Raw genomic sequence first — 20,148 nt, 5'->3', positions numbered from 1 at the left:
GTTTCTACGCTGCGGTAGAAATGCGTGATAACCCCGAATATAGGCATCGCCCTCTAGCCGTTGGTGGTCATGAAAAGCAGCGTGGTGTGTTAAGTACTTGCAATTATGAAGCGAGGAAATTTGGCGTTCGTTCCGCAATGCCGACCGCTCAAGCCTTAAAATTATGCCCCAATCTGCTGGTCGTTCCGGGGCGGATGTCGGTATACAAAGCTATTTCCATTCAAATCCGACAGATATTCGAACGTTATACTTCCATTATTGAGCCGTTATCATTAGATGAAGCATTTCTTGATGTGAGTGATTCACCGCTATGTCAAGGAAGCGCAACATTGATAGCTCAAGCTATTCGCCATGATATTCACAACGAACTTCAACTGACCGCCTCTGCAGGTGTAGCACCTGTAAAATTTTTGGCTAAAGTGGCCTCTGATATGAATAAGCCTAACGGCCAATTTGTAATACCACCCGATAAAGTACAGCAGGTGGTCGATTCATTGCCGCTAGAGAAAATACCCGGTGTCGGTAAGGTTAGTCTGGAAAAGTTGCACCAAGCGGGTTTTTATAAGTGTGAAGATATTAAGCTAACAGACTATCGAGAGCTACTTCGTAACTTTGGCAGATTAGGCGCTTCACTATGGAAGAAAAGTCATGGAATTGATAATCGCGAAGTCGTGACAGAGAGGGAGCGTAAATCATTAGGTGTCGAAAGAACATTTAGTCAAAATATCTCAAGTTATGAAGAGTGCTGGCAGGTGATTGAACATCATCTCTACCCAGAGATAAAAGCGAGGTTAGACAGAGCGAGTGTTGATGGTTCGATTGTCAAACAAGGGATCAAAGTCAAGTTTGCCGATTTTCAACTTACGACGATTGAGCATCTTCATCCACAGTTAGAGCTCAATGATTTTCGAACCCTTTTGGAGAATATTTTGTTGCGGCAAAATGGGCGAGAAATTCGCTTACTTGGTTTACAGGTGATGTTAAAGCCAGAAATGCTCAATAAGCAGCTCAGTTTTTTTTAAATTAGTGAAACAAACTAACATTTATGTCATTAAATTGACGGTTTTTAGGTCGAAATCATTTATATTGCTAGCGAGAAATACTAACTCATCAAATATCCACACCTGATATGGTTAGTCATAAAACGATCGATGAGAGAAAACAATGAAAAAAGTAGTGTTAGTCACTTTAATGTTGTTGAGCTCCCCTTTGTGGGCAGCGCAGTGCCGAGTTGATGTGAACCATGAAGTTCACCTTGATGGTGATAAGGTTGAAATTCTCAAAACGAGCACCGACACTGTTTTGATGGATACACAGAACAATCTTTATATCCGTGGTGAAAAGATGGAGCTCGACAGTGACCAGAAAACGGCCCTTGAGCAGTATAGAGAAAGCATGAATGCTTCATTGCCTAAAGTAAAACAGATGGCGAGTGATGGCTTAGCGTTGGCGAATGATATTTTGGATGATGTTGCGAAAAGTATTGAATCTCCCAACGCCTTCGATAGCGCCAAGCAATCCATAGCCGCTTTTTTTGCCAATATTGAATCTCGTTATTACAAAAATGGTGAGCTGGTTCTCCCTGCGCAGACTTTTGAATCAATGACGCAAACTTGGGCCGATGATTTTGAAAAAGCGAAAGCTTTATTTAACAAAGAGTTTATATCCGGCGCCTTCGATGCCCTTTCACTGAAAATGAGAGAAGAGGGTGGCTTAAACATCACAAAATTGACCGATACCATGGCGGACTTAAAAGTTAAGTTAGCCGAGCGAATTCAAGAAAACGCCGCCACAATTCAAAAAGAGAGTCGTGATTTTTGTGAGTCTCTTAATGATATGGTTGAGCAGGAACAACAACTGCACCAAAAAATACCAGTATTAAAAGATTATCAAGTCTTTACCATCTAAACTTAAAGAGCACATTCGGTGCTCTTTATTTGTGTCTATGATGTTAGGTTAATTTACTGGTATGGATGTTGTTTAATAATTTTAGCTTGAGACGGTTAACAGCATTAGTTTCAACAGCCTTCGTTGTGCTGTTTATTTTGTGTTATCTGCTATTTAAGTTTATGTGGTCTTATGATCGCGCCGTTGAAGATGCTCTTTCCTTGCAACGAGGTGAGGTTAACCGAGTTCGAACTGTTCTTAATATGCAAAAAACGGACATGGGGGCATCATTGGCTGATTATGCAGCATGGAATGAAATGGCCGATTTTATTGCTAAGCCTAATGATGATTTTATTCGCGACAGTATTGGTACTCACACCTTTGAATCCAAGTCATTAGACGGTATTTTTATTTTTAATCCAGATGTGCAATTAGTTTGGGGCCAGCGCTACGACTATGAGACTGGCCATGAAGCCAGTTATGATGCGATTCGATATAATTTTGGTGATATTTTAGCGGACGCGATGAAAGCACCAAAAGATTTCATCAAACCGAATCTCAGTTTTATCGTGATAGACGACAAACCTTTTATCGTTGCAACCTCTCGGGTTTGTAATAGTGACGCAAAGGAGTGCGACAAAGGTTATTTACTTTTTTTAAAAAGGATCAGTGGACAGTTTATCAATGAGCTTGTGATTGCAACTGGGGTGAATGTGGAAGTGATGCTGATCAAAAGTCTTAATGATCAAACCGTTGCCGCGCCACATGAAGATAATATCTCTTACCTTGAAATGCTTGATTATCGCAATCGTCTTACTGTATTGATTAAAGTAAGTCATACCGTTAAAGTCCCACCGTTTATTCAATGGCAGGAGCTGTCTGGGCTTGCTTCATTCTCTATCCTAATGTTTTTCTTGAACTTAGTTGTAGCGAATAAAGTAGTCAAGCCAATCAATGATGCCAATCAAGTACTGGATCAATTTAAAGCATCGGGTGGAAAGATGCCTAGTGAGCGATCCTTCATATCGAAGGAAATGAAAGAGTTTTCTCGTACGATGAACCAAATAGTATGGGAGCTGGAAACCAGTCGGCGTGAACTAAAATGGCAATCAGAGCACGATCCACTCACACGTATTGCGAACCGCCGTCGTTTAGAAAAGGTCTTTAAAAGCTATATCGTTGATTATCAATTTAGATATATCGTATTGTTTTTGATCGATATTGACTATTTTAAATTGTTCAATGATCACTACGGCCACTTAGAGGGTGATGAAGCATTGAAATCTGTTGCGACCAGCTTAAAAAAATTGGATTTTGGCGGTGAAAAACTGGTTACTCGCTTTGGTGGAGAAGAGTTTTGTGTAGTTTTGGCGAGCGACATCGAAATTGATGGTCAAGCTTATGCTAAACGACTGATCGAATCGGTTGAATCACTGCGCATTACCCACCAATTTTCCCCAGCTAAGAAGACGCTTTCAATCAGCGTTGGAGGGGTTGAAATTGATACCCCACAGTTGAATCACTATCTAGATTTCTTTCATGTGGCTGATAGAGCACTTTATGCAGTCAAAGCACAAGGAAGAGGTCGTTATCTCGTGCAAAAATTCACCTCTAATCTCCCGTTAATATTGCCTGTTCAATAATCTTTACGCAGTAAATTCTGTTTATTTTTGCAATGCTTGTTTAATAAATAAGCAGTGGAATTGCTCTATTTGATTGCCTGTATTACCGTACTAGCTAACTAGTCTATTGATATTTGTGTGAGTGGTATGACACAGTCTGATTCTCGTGAACATTTTGGTTCACGTCTTGGTTTTATTCTTGCGGCGGCGGGTGCGGCAGTTGGCCTAGGTAATATTTGGGGCTTTCCAACCCAAGCGGCAAGCAACGGCGGCGGCGCATTCTTATTGGTTTATTTGGTGATGATCATGGTCGTTGCCTTCCCTATGTTAGTGGTTGAAATGGCGATAGGCCGTTTTGGGCAAGCAAACCCTGTTGATAGCATGCGCTCATTAACGCCTCATCCACTAGGTAAAATGGTCGGTGGCTTTGTCGGTTGGATTGGTTTGAGTGTTCCGAGTGCGGTACTGGCGTTTTACAGCATCGTCGGTGGCTGGCTAATCTGCTTTTTACTCGGTGCGATGACAGAGTTATTGGGTTTTGTGGAAATCACAGCTTGGTTGAAAGGGTTTAGTGTTGAGCGTAACTTATTCGGAACCTTAGTGTTTTATATTTTGACGATTCTAATCGTGCAAGGTGGTGTTAAAGACGGGATTGAAAAATGGTCAACGCGTTTAATGCCTGCATTGTTTGTACTGTTTGGTGTGCTGTTTGTTTACATCATGATGCAAACTGGAGCGATGGAAGGTTTACAACACTATTTAGTCCCTGATTTTTCAAAGGTGTTTGACAGACATCTCTTACTGGCGGCAATGGGGCAAGGTTTCTTCTCATTAACCATTGGTGGCTGCTCGATGTTGATTTACGGATCTTATCTGAGTAAGCAAGAAAACCTGCCGAAGATGGCACTAAATGTGACTTTAGTTGATACCGCCGTGGCTTTCATTGCTGGCCTTGTTGTGTTGCCTGCGATGTTTGTTGCGATGCATAAAGGGGTGGAAATCTATGCCGCTGACGGTTCTTTACTAAATTCAGATACGCTCGTTTTTACTGTGTTGCCATTGATGTTTGATAGCCTTGGTTGGATGGGGCAGGTGTTTGCTATCGTATTTTTCACTTTACTGACGATCGCCGCGTTAACCTCTTCTATCTCTATGCTGGAATGCCCTGTAGCCTTAGTCAGCGAGCGTTTTAATACGAAACGCGCACCAACAAGCTGGGTATTAGGCGCGTTAATTGCGCTAGTCAGTGTCGTTATTGTTTATAATTTTGGTGCGCTATTTGGCTTAGTAGCAACGGTTGCGACGCAATATTTGCAGCCGACAGCAGCGCTGATGTTCTGCCTATTTGGCGGTTGGGTATGGCGTCGTCACGCGAAAGTCAAAGAGTTAGAACAAGGTTTCCCTGAGTTCCAATTGGGTTGGTTTGGTAAAATCTGGCCTTGGTATGTGAAATTTGTCTGCCCTGTATTAGTGGCTACGGTGATTTGGGCTTCGTTCGGTTAATGAGTTACTTTCTTCATCCCACTCACGCTTAAACAGCATAAAGCCCTTTGAATAAGGGCTTTATTATTGAACTTATGTGTCTCTATTGTTTAGACTTATCGACAATTTAGACCATCGACGGTGGCATCAAGTGTCCCGTGGTCAGAGGTTCTAAATCGCTGTCTGCGACCTCTTCAATAAAATCGCCCACGACTTGCTCAACCATCTCATCGCTTTGCGAGAAGTAGGCGAGATGGAATACGGCATCTCCTTCATTAACAAGAGGCAGAGTTTGTTGGCCAATCACAATACCCCCCTTATTGGCTCTTAATTCGACTTCGACATGACCAAGCGGTGAGTTGATATAGGCAAGCACTTGTCCTTTTTCGACCTTGTCACCAAGCGTCACCACGGTGCGCAAGATGCCATCGCTTTCGGCTCTGAGCCAACTGGTTGATTTTGCGATGATCGATGTCGGTACGGCCTTGCGACTTTTGCGCATCATACCAATGGCTTGCATGGTGCGTTTCACACCGACAATACCCGCATTGATGGCAATAGGTTCAAATTTTAGCGCTTCACCTGCTTCATAAGTTAATACTGTGATGCCTGATTTCTCTGCTTCACTTCTGAGCGAGCCATTACGCAGTGGAGAGTCGATGATCACTGGGGTTGCAAATGCTTGGGCAATACGCAAGGTTTCAGGATTAGTGAGATCGGCGCGGATTTGTGGCAAATTCGTGCGATGAATAGCACCAGTATGCAGGTCAATGATGTAATCACAACGTAAAGCGACTTGGGAAAAGAAAGTATGTGCAATGCGAGAGGCGAGGGAGCCAGTTTCACTTCCAGGGAAGCAGCGATTGAGATCGCGTCGATCAGGAAGGTAGCGAGATTTATGAATAAAGCCAAAGGCATTGACGATGGGGACAACAATCAGTGTCCCTTTTAGTTTTTGCGGGTCGATGGAGTTGATCAGTTGACGGACTATTTCAACGCCGTTCAGTTCATCACCATGGATGGCGGCATTAACCATTAAGGTTGGGCCAGTGGATATTCCATTAATGATTTCGATAGGTATAGAGAGTGGCGAGTGTGTATAAAGCTTAGCCGCTTCTAGCTCCATTGCCTTGCGCGTTCCTGGGGGAACTGAATCCCCCAGGAAATGAAATGTTGTGTTTTTCCTAACCTTTGCCACGTGTTTTTGTCCCTTTCGTTGCCGCATTTTTTTCAATAAATTCGACAATCAACCCGGCGATATCTTTACCAGTAGCGGCTTCAATACCTTCAAGACCTGGCGATGAATTGACTTCCATCACTAATGGGCCACGTTCCGATCGCAAAAGATCCACACCCGCAACATTGAGACCCATAATCTTCGCCGCATCGATAGCCGTCTTACGTTCTAGAGGGGTGATTTTTACCAAAGAGGCCGTTCCGCCGCGGTGTAGGTTAGAGCGAAACTCACCATCGGCACCTTGCCGTTTCATGGCTGCGATAACTTTGTCGCCAATAACGAAACAGCGAATATCGGCGCCACCAGCCTCTTTGATGTACTCTTGCACCATGATATTGGCTTTCAGGCCCATGAACGCTTCGATCACACTTTCTGCTGCTTTGCGTGTTTCCGCTAACACTACACCGATGCCTTGAGTTCCTTCAAGTAATTTAATCACTACCGGTGCTCCTCCGACCATGTCGAGTAAGTCTTTGACATCATCGGGTTTACTGGCGAAACCAGTAATCGGCATACCAATGCCGCGACGAGACAATAGCTGCATTGAGCGAAGTTTATCTCTGGAACGGCTAATAGCCACAGATTCATTGACGGGATAAACCCCCATCATTTCAAATTGGCGTAATACCGCAGTACCGTAAAACGTAACGGATGCACCAATACGAGGAATGACTGCATCAAAACCCGCTAACTCTTCACCTTTAAAGTGAATTTCGGGTTTTTCAGAATTGATATTCATATAGCAACGCAGCCCATCAATCACTTTGACTTGGTGGCCACGGCTTTTACACGCTTCAATCAGACGCTTGGTTGAATACAACGAAGCATTACGTGACAGAATACCAATTTTCATTATTTGCTCTCCTCGAAAGCGATTAAAAACGATTTAGTTGGATTAACTAAAATTCGACGGTGCATTGCGGTGCGACCTAATAGCATACGAAAACCCATATTTTCGCGATTGGTTAACGTTATTTCAATGGGCCAAGTTTGGTCGCCCAAACTAACGTCTGACTGAATAACGTAGCGGGATTCTTCATGGCCGCCAGAATCACGGACGATTCGTTCATCGAGGACCTTAGCTTCACAAACCGTGACTTTTTCATTATTACGTTGCAAAGGATGGATCCAAAAGCGAACCCAAAGAGCCTCTTCTTTGGTGAAGCTCTCTACCTTAAATGCGTGTAAGCACGACGTGCGGGCTCCGGTATCGACTTTGGCATTAATTTGCTCAATACCTAACCCTGGAAGGCTGAGAGTTTCTCGCCATCCGACAATCATTTTTTCTTTCATCGCAGTTTCAATATTTTTGGAGAATGTAAGACGCCGCTAAGGAGTAGCAGCATCCCCGATACAACTTTTAAATGGTGTTATCGCTTGAAGAGAGTGTGGTGAATAACTCTAGGAACTTCAAGGGGGCGAACTCTAGCAGTCACAAAAAATGTGCGCTAATGAAATTAATTTGCCTTATCGATAAAATTAATTGATAGAAAAGATGTCGAAGTGGAGGCCGAATTCCCTTGCTAAAGCAAGATATTCATCTACTTGCTATTAAAAAATGGCTAAGGAATTCGACATCCGAGTAGGTGTTAAGCTTTGGCTGGAATGTGCTCTAGTAAGGCAACCATTTGCTCCCAGAAAAGGTCGACTGTGTCGATCTTAACTTTCTCATCCGGTGAGTGAGGGAATTTAATGGTTGGGCCAAATGAAACCATATCCATATCTGGGTAAGGTTTTTTGAAAAGACCACATTCTAGGCCAGCATGGATCACCATGATATTCGGTTTATGACCGTAAATACCTTGGTACATGTCTCTGAAAACAGCCATGATCTCTGAATCGGCATCTGGTTTCCAGCCCGGATAAGCACCAGTAAAGGCAATTTCCGCATTCGCTAGCTCAGCAACGGATTTGAGCATGCTTTCAACCTGTTGGCGACCTGAATCAATCAGAGAACGAATAAGGCATAACACAGTCACAGAGTTTTCTTGTGTAGTAATAACACCGACATTCAATGAGGTTTCAACCACGCCTTCAATTTCATCGCTCATCCGGATCACACCGTTTGGACACGCGTTTAATGCGGCAATAAAACGTTGTTGATCAACAAGAGCGAAGACATTTTCCGCATTGTCTTGCGGGTTGTTGAAAGTGACAATTCCCGTTTCGACGCGTCCAAGCTCTTCTTTCACTAGCTGGGTATAGGTGCTAAATAGCTCATCCAGTTTTACCCCATTTTCGGCAGGAATGGCCACGGTGACAAACGCTTCTCGAGGAATGGCGTTACGTAGGCTACCACCGCGAAACTCGATCAAACGTAAATCAAGTTCTTGTGCGTGACTAGCAAGAAAGCGAGCCAGTAGCTTGTTAGCATTCCCACGGCCAGTATGGACGTCACACCCAGAGTGACCTCCTTTTAACCCTTTCAAAATCAATTGATGTGTTACGTAACCAGCAGGCATGGCTTGTCGTTGGATATTAAAAGTCATTGCACCATCAATACCACCAGCACAGCCCATATACACTTCGCCCTCTTGTTCTGAATCAGTATTGAGCAGGATCTCTCCTTCTAACCAACCCGCTTCAAGGCCGAAAGCACCTGTCATACCCGCTTCTTCATCAATCGTCAGTAACACCTCAATAGGACCGTGCTTGAGCTCTTTTGACGCGAGAACAGCCAAACATGCAGCCATACCCATGCCGTTATCGGCACCTAAAGTGGTTCCTTTGGCCGTTACCCATTCGCCATCGATATACGGTTGGATAGGGTCCTTAGCAAAGTCGTGCTGCGTGTCTTCGTTTTTTTGCGGCACCATATCAATATGAGCTTGTAGAACCACACCTTTCTTATGTTCCATGCCAGCTGTCGCTGGTTTTTTTATGAAAACGTTGCCGGTTGGATCTCGGCGTACCGCTAAACCCTGCTCTGTCGCCCACTGGATGATGTGTTGGGCTAAGGCTTCTTCATGCTTAGACGGGTGAGGAATGGAACAGATTTTATCGAAAAATTGCCATACGGGTGCCGATGACAATTTACTGATTTCAGAATAGAACTCAGACACGGAATACTCCTTTTATTCGAGCTTGCCAGATCATGAACAGGCGAAATGTTTCTTTGGTAGCGATATCGACTAGATCTGAGCATGACTTGTAGTGGTGGACAGCATACCACTCTCGACAATCAGCGAGTAGCCTCACCGCTTGAGAATTGTTTTATTGGTGTCACATTAAATCGACTGTAGCGTATAGAAGAGATGACACAATCGGCGATGAGATTCTTCCCCTTACCGCCTAATAATCATTTTTTGCTGATATTTGTGTAATTTAATTACCTAAATCTGTTGATGTAGATCATCAAAATAAAATTATGTGATTTTTATCACGCTAAATATTGTAATTTAATTTCTTGGTGGTATATTTGTAACCAACTTCGAAAGCGAAGAAAAAATGCTCAAAGGATGAGTCCGTTTATCGCCTCCATGGAACCGAGAAATCAAATTTATGTTCAATTGATTTTATAAGGTGATAGTTATGAAAGGTTTACCATCAGCAATGTTCTGGACAAACAAGTCTGTTTACACTGGCAACTTTGCTTACCCAACAAGCTTTGGTTATTAAGACTTTAAGCATGTTATTTGAACTGTATGTTCACCCCCTAGATATTGGAATTTTTTTGTAGTCAGTTTGGCTAAAATGATTCGCCGCCACCTCAGATGAGGTGGCGTTTTTTTATCTCAATGTTCAGCACTTCCTTTACGGCTCAATGGCAATACGATATGGAAATCCGCTTTTTCTTTTTGAAGAAATGAAGCGCGACTAGGTTCATAAGCCATTAATAAAAGCATATTACAGCCTTAATTCTATCTGGAATTTGTGATCTGATCTCTCTATAATCCACAGCCAATCGATTACGCAACCGTTTACTTTTTACCCTTATAGGACTCGATCATGCTCGAAAGGCTATTTAAACTTAGTGAATATGGCACAAACGTGCGCACTGAGGTTATCGCAGGAATAACGACATTTCTCACGATGGCATACATTATCTTTGTTAACCCTGCGATCTTAGCGGATGCCGGCATGGACCGTGGTGCAGTATTTGTTGCTACGTGTCTTGCGGCGGCTATTGGCTGTTTCATCATGGGCTTTGTTGCCAACTACCCAATCGCACAGGCTCCGGGTATGGGGTTAAACGCATTTTTTACTTACGCCGTTGTGCTCGGCATGGGATATACATGGCAAGTTGCGCTGGCGGCGGTATTCGTTTCTGGTGTGCTGTTCATTTTTCTTAGTATCTTTAAAATCCGTGAGTGGATCATCGGTTCGATTCCGATGTCATTACGAACGGGGATCTCGGCCGGTATTGGACTTTTTCTTGCCTTTATTGCCCTGAAAAATGCAGGCATTGTGGTTGATAACCCTGCAACTTTGGTTTCTGTCGGCGCAATTACTTCTCTTCCTGCTGTACTCGGTGCGATAGGTTTCTTCCTGACGATTGCTTTGGTTCATCGTGGTTTAAAGGGTGCTGTAATGATCGCGATTCTTGCGGTTACTTGCCTTGGTTTAGTGTTTGGTGACGTTCAGTGGCATGGCATTATGTCGGCACCACCAAGTATTGCGCCAACTTTTTTGCAGCTTGATTTCTCCGCCATTTTTGAAGTGGGTATGATTTCAGTGGTATTTGCGTTTCTGTTTGTCGATCTATTTGACACGGCTGGCACCTTAGTTGGCGTGGCGCAAAAGGCAGATTTGATTGGCAAAGATGGTAAAATCCCACGTCTAAATAAAGCATTGCTTGCCGATTCTACCGCTACGTCAGTCGGTGCCCTGCTGGGTACATCAAACACAACCTCTTACATTGAAAGTGTGGCGGGTGTTGCTGCTGGCGGGCGCACAGGGCTGACGGCAGTCGTTGTTGGCATTTTGTTCTTACTTGCATTATTCTTCTCGCCATTAGCTGGAATGATCCCTGCGTACGCTACGTCTGGTGCATTATTTTACGTGGCAATTTTGATGCTTTCTGGTTTGGTCAGTATTGATTGGCGCGATTTAACAGAAGCGGCTCCTGTCGTCGTTACCTGTTTATTAATGCCGCTGACATTCTCTATCGCAGAAGGTATTTCTCTTGGTTTCATTGCTTATGCGGCTATCAAACTATTTAGTGGCAAAGGGCGCAGTGTATCGATGAGTGTGTGGGTGATGTCAGCCATCTTCATCTTTAAGTATATCGCCTCTGCAATGTAATGAACGACACAGATTATTTAAATAATTAGGTTTACAACAATGAGCAATAAATTCGTTATCACTTGGGACAACATGCAGACTTACTGTCGTCAATTGGCAGAAAAACAGATGCCTGCAGAGCAATGGAAAGGTATTTGGGCGGTGAGCCGTGGTGGTCTGGTTCCTGGTGCCATATTGGCGCGTGAATTAGGTATTCGCCATGTCGATACGATTTGCATTTCAAGTTACGATCATGATCATCAGCGTGACATGACAGTGATCAAAGCACCTGAAGGTGACGGCGAAGGTTTCTTAATTGTTGAAGATTTGGTCGATAGTGGTGATACCGCACGTAAGCTACGTGAAATGTATCCTAAAGCGAAATTGATTGCGGTGTGTGCGAAGCCTTCTGGCGTAAGCTTGTTAGATGATTATGTTGTGGATATTGCTCAAGATACGTGGATTGAGCAGCCATGGGATATGACGATTCAATACGCAGAACCGATTAACCGTAAACAAAAGTAATGCTTTTCTTGCGTTTATTTGAAAATGGCCCTTTATCGGGCCATTTTTTTTATTACTATTAGAGCACCGCTCTCAATTGAATCGACTTATGTCTGAATCTAACAGCCAAAATCTTTCTGAAACCTTGTTCCAGAAATACAAGCAAGCCCAAGAAACCTCGGCATTGACCCGTTATATGCCAAGCAGCCAAGAAATTTTGGACCTAAAAAAACAGCAAGAAGGGTACGTTTGGTATCGAAATCTCAGGCGTTTACAGTGGATATGGCAAGGTGTTGATCCAGTAGAGCAAGAAGAAGTTCTCGCCCGCATTGCCTCTTCGAAACATTCGCGAACCGAAGCGGATTGGCTAGATACGGTTATGGGCTATCACAGTGGTAACTGGGCATACGAGTGGACTAAGCTGGGTATGCGTCACCAAAAGCGCGCTAATGACAAGCAAGACGAAGAGGCGGCTAATGAACTTTTTTCCGCGTCGCTCTGCTTTAGCATTGCTGGTTATCCGCATCTAAAAAATGATAATTTATCCTTGCAGGCACAGATACTGTCAAACAGCGCTTATAACGAAGCGGCCAAATTGACTCGTTATGTGATTAAGCAAGTTGAAGTACCCTATAAGAACAAAAAAATAGTCGCTAATTTGCATTTGCCCAATACCGATAGGCCTCATCCGGTCGTTTTGGTTAGTGCCGGTTTAGACAGTTTGCAGACGGATATGTGGCGTTTGTTTAGAGATTATCTCGCGCCTAGAGATATTGCGATGTTAACCATTGATATGCCCTCCGTAGGTCATAGCTCCCATTGGCCCTTAACTGAAGATTCTTCATGTCTGCATCAAGCCGTACTCAATGAACTGGAAAGCTTGCCTTGGGTTGATCATCGAAAAGTGGGGCTTGTTGGATTTCGATTTGGTGGTAACTCCATGATCAGGCTCTCTTTTCTAGAGCAAGATAAAATCAAGGCTTGTGTTTCATTAGGTGCACCTATCCACGATATTTTAGCTTCGCCAGAAAAATTGAAAAAAATGCCCAAAATGTATATTGATGTGCTGGCGTCTCGTTTAGGTAAAGACGTGGTGGATATTAATAGCCTTGCTGGGTTGATGCGAGCGTGGTCACTGAAAGTGCAAGGTTTTTTAACCAGTAGGCGAACTAAAGTTCCGATTTTGGCTTTAGGATTAGAAGGTGATCCCATTTCACCCTATTCAGATAATCAATTAGTTGCAATTTTTAGTGAATATGGCAAAGCGAAACAGATAAAAAGCAAAACAATTACACAAGGATATGAGCAATCCCTCGATTTAGCGATAAAGTGGTTAGAAGATGAGCTATTTAGGTGACTTTTCTACTAAATTAGTTAAGCATGATATTGGTATGCGGTAACAAGCATATGATTAATAAAAATAATGATCGTTCTTAACATTGAAATGGAGAGTCAATATGTCAGAAATGACCCACACCCCGACTCATTATCGCTTATTGTCTGCTTTAAAAGCTATTGGACCTTATTTACGAGAAGGCCAATGTCGTGAGGATCACTACTTATTTGATTGCCTTGCGTCTTGCGTTAATGACAAAAAATCCCCAGAAAAACGAGAGTTTTGGGGCTGGTGGCTGGAACTTACTAAGAAAGAATCAGGGTTTGAGGCTAAGTATCATACAGGACGTTACAACTTAGCTGGCGCGTGGGATGCCGACGCAATTCCTAAATCCGTATTTTCTGAAGTCAAACGTACCCAAGAAGAGTTTCATGCCAAACTGGTAGCGAGTCTCTATGAGCGCTTTGAATTGAGTGTTGAGATTGCACAAGATTCCGCTGAATTCGTCTGATTTTCGTTATCCCCTTACCCTCGTGATGAAAAAGGTGCTTTTTAGCACCTTTTCTACTTGTGAATTATTGCTTTGATTGCTAAAACATCAGCTCTTATGTGTTTTCCATTTCAGAAGAAATCATGACAACGAATCAACAAAGCGGAAAAGCGGTGCAACTTCAAACAATCGTTGTGAAGCTAGGAACCAGTGTATTAACCGGTGGTACTTTGGCGTTAGATAGAGCTCATATGGTTGAGCTTGTCCGTCAATGTGCTGAACTGAAAAAGCAAGGCCACTCAGTGGTGATTGTATCGTCGGGCGCAATTGCCGCTGGTCGAGAACACTTAGGTTACCCCGCACTCCCCAACGCAATGGCTAGCAAACAGTTGCTTGCTGCGGTTGGGCAGAGTCAACTGATTCAAGCATGGGAATCTCTTTTTGCCATCTATGGGATTAAAATAGGTCAAATGCTACTGACTCGTGCCGATCTAGAAGATCGTGAGCGTTTTTTGAATGCGCGAGATACCATTAATGCTTTGGTCGAGCACGATATTATTCCTGTGGTCAACGAAAATGATGCAGTGGCAACCAGTGAAATCAAAGTGGGCGACAACGACAATTTATCAGCCTTGGTTGGTATCTTATGTGGTGCCGATAAACTATTGCTGCTGACTGACCAAAAAGGGCTCTTCACCGCGGACCCGCGTAAAGATCCTAACGCTGAACTGATTAAAGAAGTCAAAACCATTGATGATACCTTGCGTAAAATCGCTGGGGGTAGTGGTACCACGCTTGGCACCGGAGGTATGGCAACTAAGCTTCAGGCCGCTGATATTGCTCGTCGTGCAGGGATTGAAGTCATTATCGCCGCAGGGCGTGCCAGCAACGTTATTTTTGACTCTTTAAGTGATGCGCCACAAGGCACCCGTTTCTTGCCATGTACCGAAGCGTTAGAAAACCGCAAACGCTGGATTTTAGCGGGTCCTGCCGCTTCTGGTGACATTGTCATTGATGGCGGAGCCGTCAGCGCTGTAGTCGCGAATGGCAGTAGCTTATTAGCGAAAGGGGTAGTGAATGTCAGTGGTACTTTTGCACGTGGTGAAGTGGCGCGAGTAACCGATAAACAAGGCGTATTAATTGCCCGTGGCATCGCCGCTTATTCCAGCCAAGACTTAGCCAAAATCGCGGGCAAACACAGCAAAGATATCGGAGGCATTTTAGGTTACGATTATGGCTCAGAAGTCATTCATCGCGATGATCTTGTTGTGATCCAAGAATAGTAAGGAAAAGAAAGTGGATTTAACCATAATGGGTAAAGCCGCCAAACAGGCCGCTTTCCAGCTCGCTACCGTTTCAACGACACAAAAAAACAATGCATTAGCGATCATTGCCGATGAACTGGAGGTGCAGAGCGCCGCGATTTTAAAAGCGAATGCCCAAGATATCGAACTGGCCCGCCAAGCCGGGTTGAACGATGCCATGCTTGATCGCCTATTGCTCAATGAATCGCGCCTGCAAGCCATTGCTAATGACGTGCGTAATGTGATTAATCTCAATGACCCTGTCGGTAGTGAAATCGATAGCCGAGTGCTTGAAAACGGATTGTCATTGTCTCGCCGCCGAGTACCGTTAGGTGTGGTGGGCGTTATTTATGAAGCGCGTCCTAATGTGACCATTGATATTGCGGCATTGTGTTTAAAAACGGGTAACGCCAGTATTTTACGGGGAGGGAAAGAGACCTTTTTCTCCAATATGGCGCTAGTCAACGTTATTCAATCGGCGCTAGAAAAAGCACAACTACCAGCGGCTGCGGTGCAGTATATTGAGAAACCGGATCGCGAACTGGTTTCACAGCTGCTCAAGCTGGATGAATATGTTGATATGATCATTCCGCGCGGCGGCGCTAGCCTACATAAAATGTGCAAAGAAAACAGCACGATTCCGGTGATTATTGGTGGTTTTGGCATTAGCCATATTTTTGTTGACCAATCGGCGGATCTGGACAAATCAGTCGAGGTAATTGAAAACGCCAAAATTCAGCGCCCTTCTGCGTGCAACGCACTGGATACTTTGCTGGTTCATCAAGCGATTGCGAGTGAATTTTTGGCAAAACTGGTGCTACGACTTAATGATCAAGTGACCTTCGTTGTTGAGCCAAAAGCCCAAGCCTGCATGAGCCATGCGAAACAGTTGAGAGAGGCCGTTGAAGGCGATTTTGACACCGAATGGCTAAGTTACACTTTGGGCGTCAAAGTGGTCGATGACGTGCAGCAAGCGATTCAACATATGCGTGAACACAATGCAAGCCATTCGGATGCGATCATGACAAATGACCTATTTAATGCAGAGCTGTTTATTAATTCCGCGGGCTCTGCTGCAGTGTATGTCAATGCTTCGACGCGTTTTACCGATGGAGCTCAATTTGGTTTAGGCGCTGAAGTGGCCGTTTCGACCCAAAAATTGCACGCTCGCGGGCCGATGGGCTTAGAAGAGTTGACCAGTTACAAGTGGGTTGGCAAAGCCAATTACTTATCACGCCGTTAAGTTCTTTTCGTTATGGATAACGCAAAGTGTGGTTGTTAACAAAATAGAGATTGAAAAGGGGCTGATGCCCCTTTTGCGTTCAACTTGCGTACTAATTCCGGTACACTGATGCTCATTGCTATGGAGGTGATATGCATTGTCCTTTTTGTTCAGAGAACGACACCAAAGTGATTGATTCTCGTCTTGTCGCAGATGGCCATCAAGTGCGCCGTCGCCGTCAATGTTTGGCATGTAATGAACGTTTTACCACGTTTGAATCGGCCGAGCTCTTGATGCCAAGAGTCATCAAATCAAATGGAAATCGTGAACCGTTTAACGAAGATAAAATGGTCGGTGGTATACAGCGAGCATTAGAAAAACGCCCCGTCAGCGCCGATGCGATTGAGCTTGCAATCAGTATGATTAAATCTCAGTTGCGAGCCACTGGTGAGCGAGAAGTTCCAAGTAAAATGATTGGTAACTTGGTGATGGAGCAGCTCAAAGTACTCGATAAAGTCGCTTACATCCGCTTTGCCTCCGTGTATCGTAGTTTTGAAGATATTCGTGAGTTTGGTGAAGAAATCGCGAAGCTGGAAGATTAATCGCTTATGTTTACTCCTTTTGATTATCAAATGATGTCGCGAGCCATTGAGCTTGCTAAAGGTGGCGTTTTTACCACTCAACCTAACCCCAATGTCGGCTGCGTGATCACTCAAGGAGAGCAGATTGTTGGTGAAGGTTTTCATGTTCGTGCTGGTGAGCCGCATGCCGAAGTACACGCCTTACGCATGGCAAACGAGCAAGCGCAAGGCGCTACCGCTTATGTCACTTTAGAGCCTTGCTCGCATCATGGCCGTACACCGCCTTGCGCTGAAGGCTTGATTAACGCCAAAGTGGCGAAAGTGATTTGCGCAATGCAAGATCCGAATCCTCAAGTCGCTGGGCGTGGTATTCAAATGTTGCGTGACGCTGGGATTGAAGTCGAAGTCGGTTTGTTAGAAGCGGATGCCATCGCGCTCAATCCAGGTTTTATTAAACGCATGACAAGTGGGATGCCCTTTGTCCAATTGAAAATGGCCGCAAGTCTTGATGGACAAACAGCACTCAATAATGGTCAGAGTCAATGGATCACTTCAGCGGCCGCGCGGCGAGATGTGCAAAAATTTCGCGCCAAAGCGGGTGGGATTTTATCGACCAGCAAAACAGTGATTGAAGATGATGCTTCATTGACTGTGCGTTGGGATGAACTACCTCCATCAGTGCAAGTGAACTACCCACAACATCAGTTACGCCAACCAGTGCGAGTCATTCTTGACAGGCAAAACCAACTCCATGATGGTCTAAAGCTGTATCAACATTCCGGTGAAGTATTGGTGCTTGGCACTGAACATACGTCATTGCTCAATAGCAACCAGACACAATTTGAGTTAGCGGATACCTTAGCTTATTTAGCTGAGCAGTCACAAATGAATCATCTCTGGGTAGAAGCTGGTGCCACACTGGCTCGTTCACTGATCCAAGCCCAATTGGTCGATGAGATCATTTTGTACTTAGCGCCTAAAATCATGGGTAGTGATGGTCGGGGGCTATTTGGTGCTTTGGGGCTATCTTCCATGGCGGATACGCTAGAGTTAATCATCAAAGATGTACGACAAATTGGACCGGATATTCGGATCATTGCCGTACCTAAAATAAAAGATAAATAGCATGTTTACAGGAATTATCGAGGCGGTAGGTACACTTGCCGCGATTACACCCAAAGGTGAAGACATCAGTGTGACCGTGAAAGTCGGTCATCTTGATATGAGCGATGTCAAACTTGGTGACAGTATTGCCACAAATGGTGTCTGTTTGACCGTGGTAGATTATAACAGCACTCAATATACAGCGGATCTCTCACTAGAAACGCTCAACAAAACCGGGTTTGCTCACTATCAAGTTGGTGACAAGGTCAACCTAGAAAAAGCCATGTTGCCGACCACTCGTTTTGGTGGACACATTGTTTCTGGGCACGTTGACGGTGTTGGTGAAATCATTGAACGAAATCCTGTTGGTCGTTCGATAGAGTTTTGGGTAGCGATCCCACCGGCATTGAATAAATACGTGGCTGAAAAAGGCTCAATTACAGTAGATGGTATCAGCCTCACTGTGAATGATTTAAGAAAGAATGCCTTTAAGCTGACCATAGTGCCTCACACTTCTGCCGAAACGACCATTGATGCGTTTCATGTTGGGCGTAAAGTGAATTTGGAAGTGGATGTGCTCGCGCGTTATATGGAGCGTTTGCTGCAAAACCAGCAAGATGAAGAGACACCAGAGTCGAAAATTAGCTTAGCATTTTTACAACAAAATGGTTTTGCGTAAACCGCGTATTGTCCCATGCCACCACGGTCGTGGATAAATCTAAGTCAGGGACTGTGCGGAAAATAGTTCAGCGATAGGAAAATAGAGTATGCCAATAAGTACCCCACAAGAGATCATTGAAGATATTCGTCTTGGGAAAATGGTCATTTTAATGGATGACGAAGATCGTGAGAACGAAGGTGACTTGATCATGGCCGCCGAGCACGTTACTCCTGAAGCGATTAATTTTATGGCTAAATTTGGTCGTGGCCTGATCTGCTTAACCATGACTAAAGCTCGTTGTCAGCGTTTAGGCTTGGCTCCTATGGTGCAGGATAATAATGCTCAATACACCACCAATTTTACCGTCTCGATTGAATCGGCCGAAGGCGTAACCACCGGCATTTCAGCGGCCGATCGCGCCGTGACGGTACAAGCTGCGGTGGCGAAAGAGGCGAAAGCTTCAGACTTAGTGCAACCTGGGCACATTTTCCCACTGGCTGCGCAAGAGGGGGGCGTTTTAACTCGCGCTGGACACACGGAAGCCGGTTGTGATTTAGCGCGCCTTGCGGGGTTAGAGCCCGCGTCTGTGATCGTCGAAATTTTAAATGATGATGGCACCATGGCGCGTCGCCCTGATCTTGAAGTGTTTGCCGAGCAACATGGTTTAAAACTCGGTACGATTGCCGATCTGATTGAATACCGTAACAATACTGAGACGACCATTGAGCGTGTTGCACAGTGCAAGTTGCCGACAGAATACGGTGAATTTGAACTGATCACTTACCGCGACGTGATTGATAATCAGATCCATTACGCATTGCAAAAAGGAACATTGGATGGTCAAGCGCCATTGGTGCGAGTTCATCTGCACGATACCTTTACCGATTTGCTGCGTAGCGATCGCAATGCTGAACGCAGTTGGACTTTAGATAAAGCGATGCAGCGTATCGGCCAAGATGGCGGCGTATTGGTCATTTTAGGTAATGAAGAGTCGAGCGACTTATTGATCCACCGCGTTAAAATGTTTGAGCAACAAGACAAAGGCCAAGCGCCTACTTTAGCGAAAAAACAAGGCACTTCACGCCGTGTGGGGATTGGTTCACAAATTCTGGCGGATTTAGGTGTTCGTGATATGCGTTTACTCTCCTCAGCCAATAAAAAGTATCACGCTTTAGGCGGTTTTGGCTTGAATGTGACTGAGTATGTTTGCCAATAACGTCATCTCGTTTTAGCGCTTAGAACCTAACGTCACATTTAAAAATACACCGTAATAAAACCAATAAAGGAAGCCCAACGCCTGTCTCTTATACACAAATCCCCAAGCCTCTGCTTGGGGATTTTTTTGAACTAATTTTATGTTTCATGATCTGATCATCTAAGCAATAACAAGGATGATTAGAATGACTTATATAGAACCAACCCTCTGGGCACAAAAGCAATTTGGTCAAGCTCACCTCAATGACCCAAGACGTACTCAAAGACTCGTTGCCCTAGC

General features: G+C 44.4%; 19 protein-coding genes. 15 read left to right on the top strand and 4 right to left on the bottom strand.

Going from position 1 to position 20,148, the window contains the following annotated elements:
• From dinB to AACU59_RS14750, 4 genes are all read left to right on the top strand, one after another.
• Positions 1 to 1,022: DNA polymerase IV (gene dinB / locus AACU59_RS14765; protein WP_161437654.1), on the top strand; the 1,022-nt coding region annotated here is incomplete at its 5' end.
• 142 nt (positions 1,023 to 1,164) lie between these two features.
• Positions 1,165 to 1,908: a YggN family protein gene (locus AACU59_RS14760; RefSeq protein WP_088729108.1), complete on the top strand. Its 744-nt coding sequence runs from the start codon at positions 1,165 to 1,167 to the stop codon at positions 1,906 to 1,908.
• A 65-nt stretch (positions 1,909 to 1,973) separates the two neighbouring features.
• Entirely contained in the window at positions 1,974 to 3,530 is a 1,557-nt protein-coding gene (locus AACU59_RS14755; protein ID WP_176428518.1) for a diguanylate cyclase, read from the top strand.
• Between the two features lie 126 nt (positions 3,531 to 3,656).
• On the top strand, positions 3,657 to 5,012 hold the full coding sequence (locus AACU59_RS14750; protein ID WP_026027641.1) for a sodium-dependent transporter: 1,356 nt from the start codon (positions 3,657 to 3,659) through the stop codon (positions 5,010 to 5,012).
• A gap of 106 nt (positions 5,013 to 5,118) precedes the next feature.
• Here the strand turns inward: AACU59_RS14750 and AACU59_RS14745 are convergent, their stop codons facing one another.
• The 4 genes from AACU59_RS14745 to AACU59_RS14730 all read right to left on the bottom strand — a co-directional run bounded on the left by AACU59_RS14745 (position 5,119) and on the right by AACU59_RS14730 (position 9,290).
• A complete protein-coding gene (locus AACU59_RS14745) occupies positions 5,119 to 6,216 on the bottom strand; it encodes a succinylglutamate desuccinylase/aspartoacylase family protein (protein ID WP_094144848.1) in 1,098 nt (365 codons plus the stop codon).
• Positions 6,176 to 7,081: a 30S ribosomal protein S6--L-glutamate ligase gene (gene rimK, locus AACU59_RS14740; protein WP_010320145.1), complete on the bottom strand. Its 906-nt coding sequence runs from the start codon at positions 7,079 to 7,081 to the stop codon at positions 6,176 to 6,178. The genes AACU59_RS14745 and rimK overlap by 41 nt, the downstream gene beginning before the upstream one ends.
• Positions 7,081 to 7,521 carry an ATP-dependent zinc protease family protein gene (locus AACU59_RS14735; RefSeq protein ID WP_094144849.1) on the bottom strand — a complete coding sequence of 147 codons (441 nt, stop codon included), beginning with the start codon at positions 7,519 to 7,521 and terminating at the stop codon, positions 7,081 to 7,083. The genes rimK and AACU59_RS14735 overlap by 1 nt, the downstream gene beginning before the upstream one ends.
• A gap of 296 nt (positions 7,522 to 7,817) precedes the next feature.
• Positions 7,818 to 9,290, bottom strand: coding sequence for an aminoacyl-histidine dipeptidase (locus AACU59_RS14730; protein WP_094144850.1), 1,473 nt, complete (start codon positions 9,288 to 9,290; stop codon positions 7,818 to 7,820).
• An 886-nt stretch (positions 9,291 to 10,176) separates the two neighbouring features.
• Here AACU59_RS14730 and AACU59_RS14725 point away from each other — a divergent pair.
• The 11 genes from AACU59_RS14725 to AACU59_RS14675 all read left to right on the top strand — a co-directional run.
• Positions 10,177 to 11,472, top strand: coding sequence for an NCS2 family permease (locus AACU59_RS14725; RefSeq protein ID WP_161437653.1), 1,296 nt, complete (start codon positions 10,177 to 10,179; stop codon positions 11,470 to 11,472).
• A gap of 39 nt (positions 11,473 to 11,511) precedes the next feature.
• On the top strand, positions 11,512 to 11,976 hold the full coding sequence (gene tet(34) / locus AACU59_RS14720; RefSeq protein WP_010320141.1) for an oxytetracycline resistance phosphoribosyltransferase domain-containing protein Tet(34): 465 nt from the start codon (positions 11,512 to 11,514) through the stop codon (positions 11,974 to 11,976).
• Positions 11,977 to 12,064: 88 nt separating this feature from the next.
• Positions 12,065 to 13,312 (top strand): esterase FrsA, encoded by a 1,248-nt coding sequence (gene frsA / locus AACU59_RS14715; RefSeq protein WP_019281101.1) that lies wholly within the window; start codon positions 12,065 to 12,067, stop codon positions 13,310 to 13,312.
• 100 nt (positions 13,313 to 13,412) lie between these two features.
• Complete coding sequence (gene crl, locus AACU59_RS14710; RefSeq protein ID WP_026027640.1) at positions 13,413 to 13,802, top strand: sigma factor-binding protein Crl; 390 nt, start codon at positions 13,413 to 13,415, stop codon at positions 13,800 to 13,802.
• 122 nt (positions 13,803 to 13,924) lie between these two features.
• Positions 13,925 to 15,064, top strand: a complete 1,140-nt coding sequence (proB, locus tag AACU59_RS14705; RefSeq protein ID WP_094145188.1) for a glutamate 5-kinase — start codon at positions 13,925 to 13,927, stop codon at positions 15,062 to 15,064.
• Between the two features lie 13 nt (positions 15,065 to 15,077).
• Positions 15,078 to 16,328 carry a glutamate-5-semialdehyde dehydrogenase gene (locus tag AACU59_RS14700; protein WP_094145189.1) on the top strand — a complete coding sequence of 417 codons (1,251 nt, stop codon included), beginning with the start codon at positions 15,078 to 15,080 and terminating at the stop codon, positions 16,326 to 16,328.
• 131 nt (positions 16,329 to 16,459) lie between these two features.
• Positions 16,460 to 16,909 (top strand): transcriptional regulator NrdR, encoded by a 450-nt coding sequence (nrdR, locus tag AACU59_RS14695; RefSeq protein WP_010320136.1) that lies wholly within the window; start codon positions 16,460 to 16,462, stop codon positions 16,907 to 16,909.
• A gap of 6 nt (positions 16,910 to 16,915) precedes the next feature.
• Positions 16,916 to 18,013, top strand: a complete 1,098-nt coding sequence (ribD, locus tag AACU59_RS14690) for a bifunctional diaminohydroxyphosphoribosylaminopyrimidine deaminase/5-amino-6-(5-phosphoribosylamino)uracil reductase RibD (RefSeq protein WP_161437652.1) — start codon at positions 16,916 to 16,918, stop codon at positions 18,011 to 18,013.
• 1 nt (position 18,014) lies between these two features.
• Positions 18,015 to 18,671: a riboflavin synthase gene (locus AACU59_RS14685; protein WP_010320134.1), complete on the top strand. Its 657-nt coding sequence runs from the start codon at positions 18,015 to 18,017 to the stop codon at positions 18,669 to 18,671.
• Positions 18,672 to 18,759: 88 nt separating this feature from the next.
• Complete coding sequence (ribBA, locus tag AACU59_RS14680) at positions 18,760 to 19,869, top strand: bifunctional 3,4-dihydroxy-2-butanone-4-phosphate synthase/GTP cyclohydrolase II (RefSeq protein WP_094145190.1); 1,110 nt, start codon at positions 18,760 to 18,762, stop codon at positions 19,867 to 19,869.
• 193 nt (positions 19,870 to 20,062) lie between these two features.
• Positions 20,063 to 20,148: transposase DNA-binding-containing protein (locus AACU59_RS14675; RefSeq protein ID WP_161437655.1), on the top strand; the 86-nt coding region annotated here is incomplete at its 3' end.

Source organism: Vibrio sp. V23_P3S9T160, from assembly GCF_963886625.1.
GTDB classification, from domain to species: Bacteria; Pseudomonadota; Gammaproteobacteria; order Enterobacterales; family Vibrionaceae; genus Vibrio; species Vibrio anguillarum.
This window is presented reverse-complemented; position numbering and strand designations above follow the sequence as displayed.

Excerpts from the sequence above, each read along its gene's own strand:
- AACU59_RS14760 (WP_088729108.1), top strand. The coding sequence starts at position 1,165 with ATGAAAAAAGTAGTGTTAGTCACTTTAATGTTGTTGAGCTCCCCTTTG.
- AACU59_RS14755 (WP_176428518.1), top strand. The coding sequence starts at position 1,974 with ATGTTGTTTAATAATTTTAGCTTGAGACGGTTAACAGCATTAGTTTCA.
- AACU59_RS14750 (WP_026027641.1), top strand. The coding sequence starts at position 3,657 with ATGACACAGTCTGATTCTCGTGAACATTTTGGTTCACGTCTTGGTTTT.
- AACU59_RS14745 (WP_094144848.1), bottom strand. The coding sequence starts at position 6,216 with ATGCGGCAACGAAAGGGACAAAAACACGTGGCAAAGGTTAGGAAAAAC.
- rimK (WP_010320145.1), bottom strand. The coding sequence starts at position 7,081 with ATGAAAATTGGTATTCTGTCACGTAATGCTTCGTTGTATTCAACCAAG.
- AACU59_RS14735 (WP_094144849.1), bottom strand. The coding sequence starts at position 7,521 with ATGAAAGAAAAAATGATTGTCGGATGGCGAGAAACTCTCAGCCTTCCA.
- AACU59_RS14725 (WP_161437653.1), top strand. The coding sequence starts at position 10,177 with ATGCTCGAAAGGCTATTTAAACTTAGTGAATATGGCACAAACGTGCGC.
- frsA (WP_019281101.1), top strand. The coding sequence starts at position 12,065 with ATGTCTGAATCTAACAGCCAAAATCTTTCTGAAACCTTGTTCCAGAAA.
- crl (WP_026027640.1), top strand. The coding sequence starts at position 13,413 with ATGTCAGAAATGACCCACACCCCGACTCATTATCGCTTATTGTCTGCT.
- proB (WP_094145188.1), top strand. The coding sequence starts at position 13,925 with ATGACAACGAATCAACAAAGCGGAAAAGCGGTGCAACTTCAAACAATC.
- nrdR (WP_010320136.1), top strand. The coding sequence starts at position 16,460 with ATGCATTGTCCTTTTTGTTCAGAGAACGACACCAAAGTGATTGATTCT.
- ribD (WP_161437652.1), top strand. The coding sequence starts at position 16,916 with ATGTTTACTCCTTTTGATTATCAAATGATGTCGCGAGCCATTGAGCTT.
- AACU59_RS14685 (WP_010320134.1), top strand. The coding sequence starts at position 18,015 with ATGTTTACAGGAATTATCGAGGCGGTAGGTACACTTGCCGCGATTACA.
- ribBA (WP_094145190.1), top strand. The coding sequence starts at position 18,760 with ATGCCAATAAGTACCCCACAAGAGATCATTGAAGATATTCGTCTTGGG.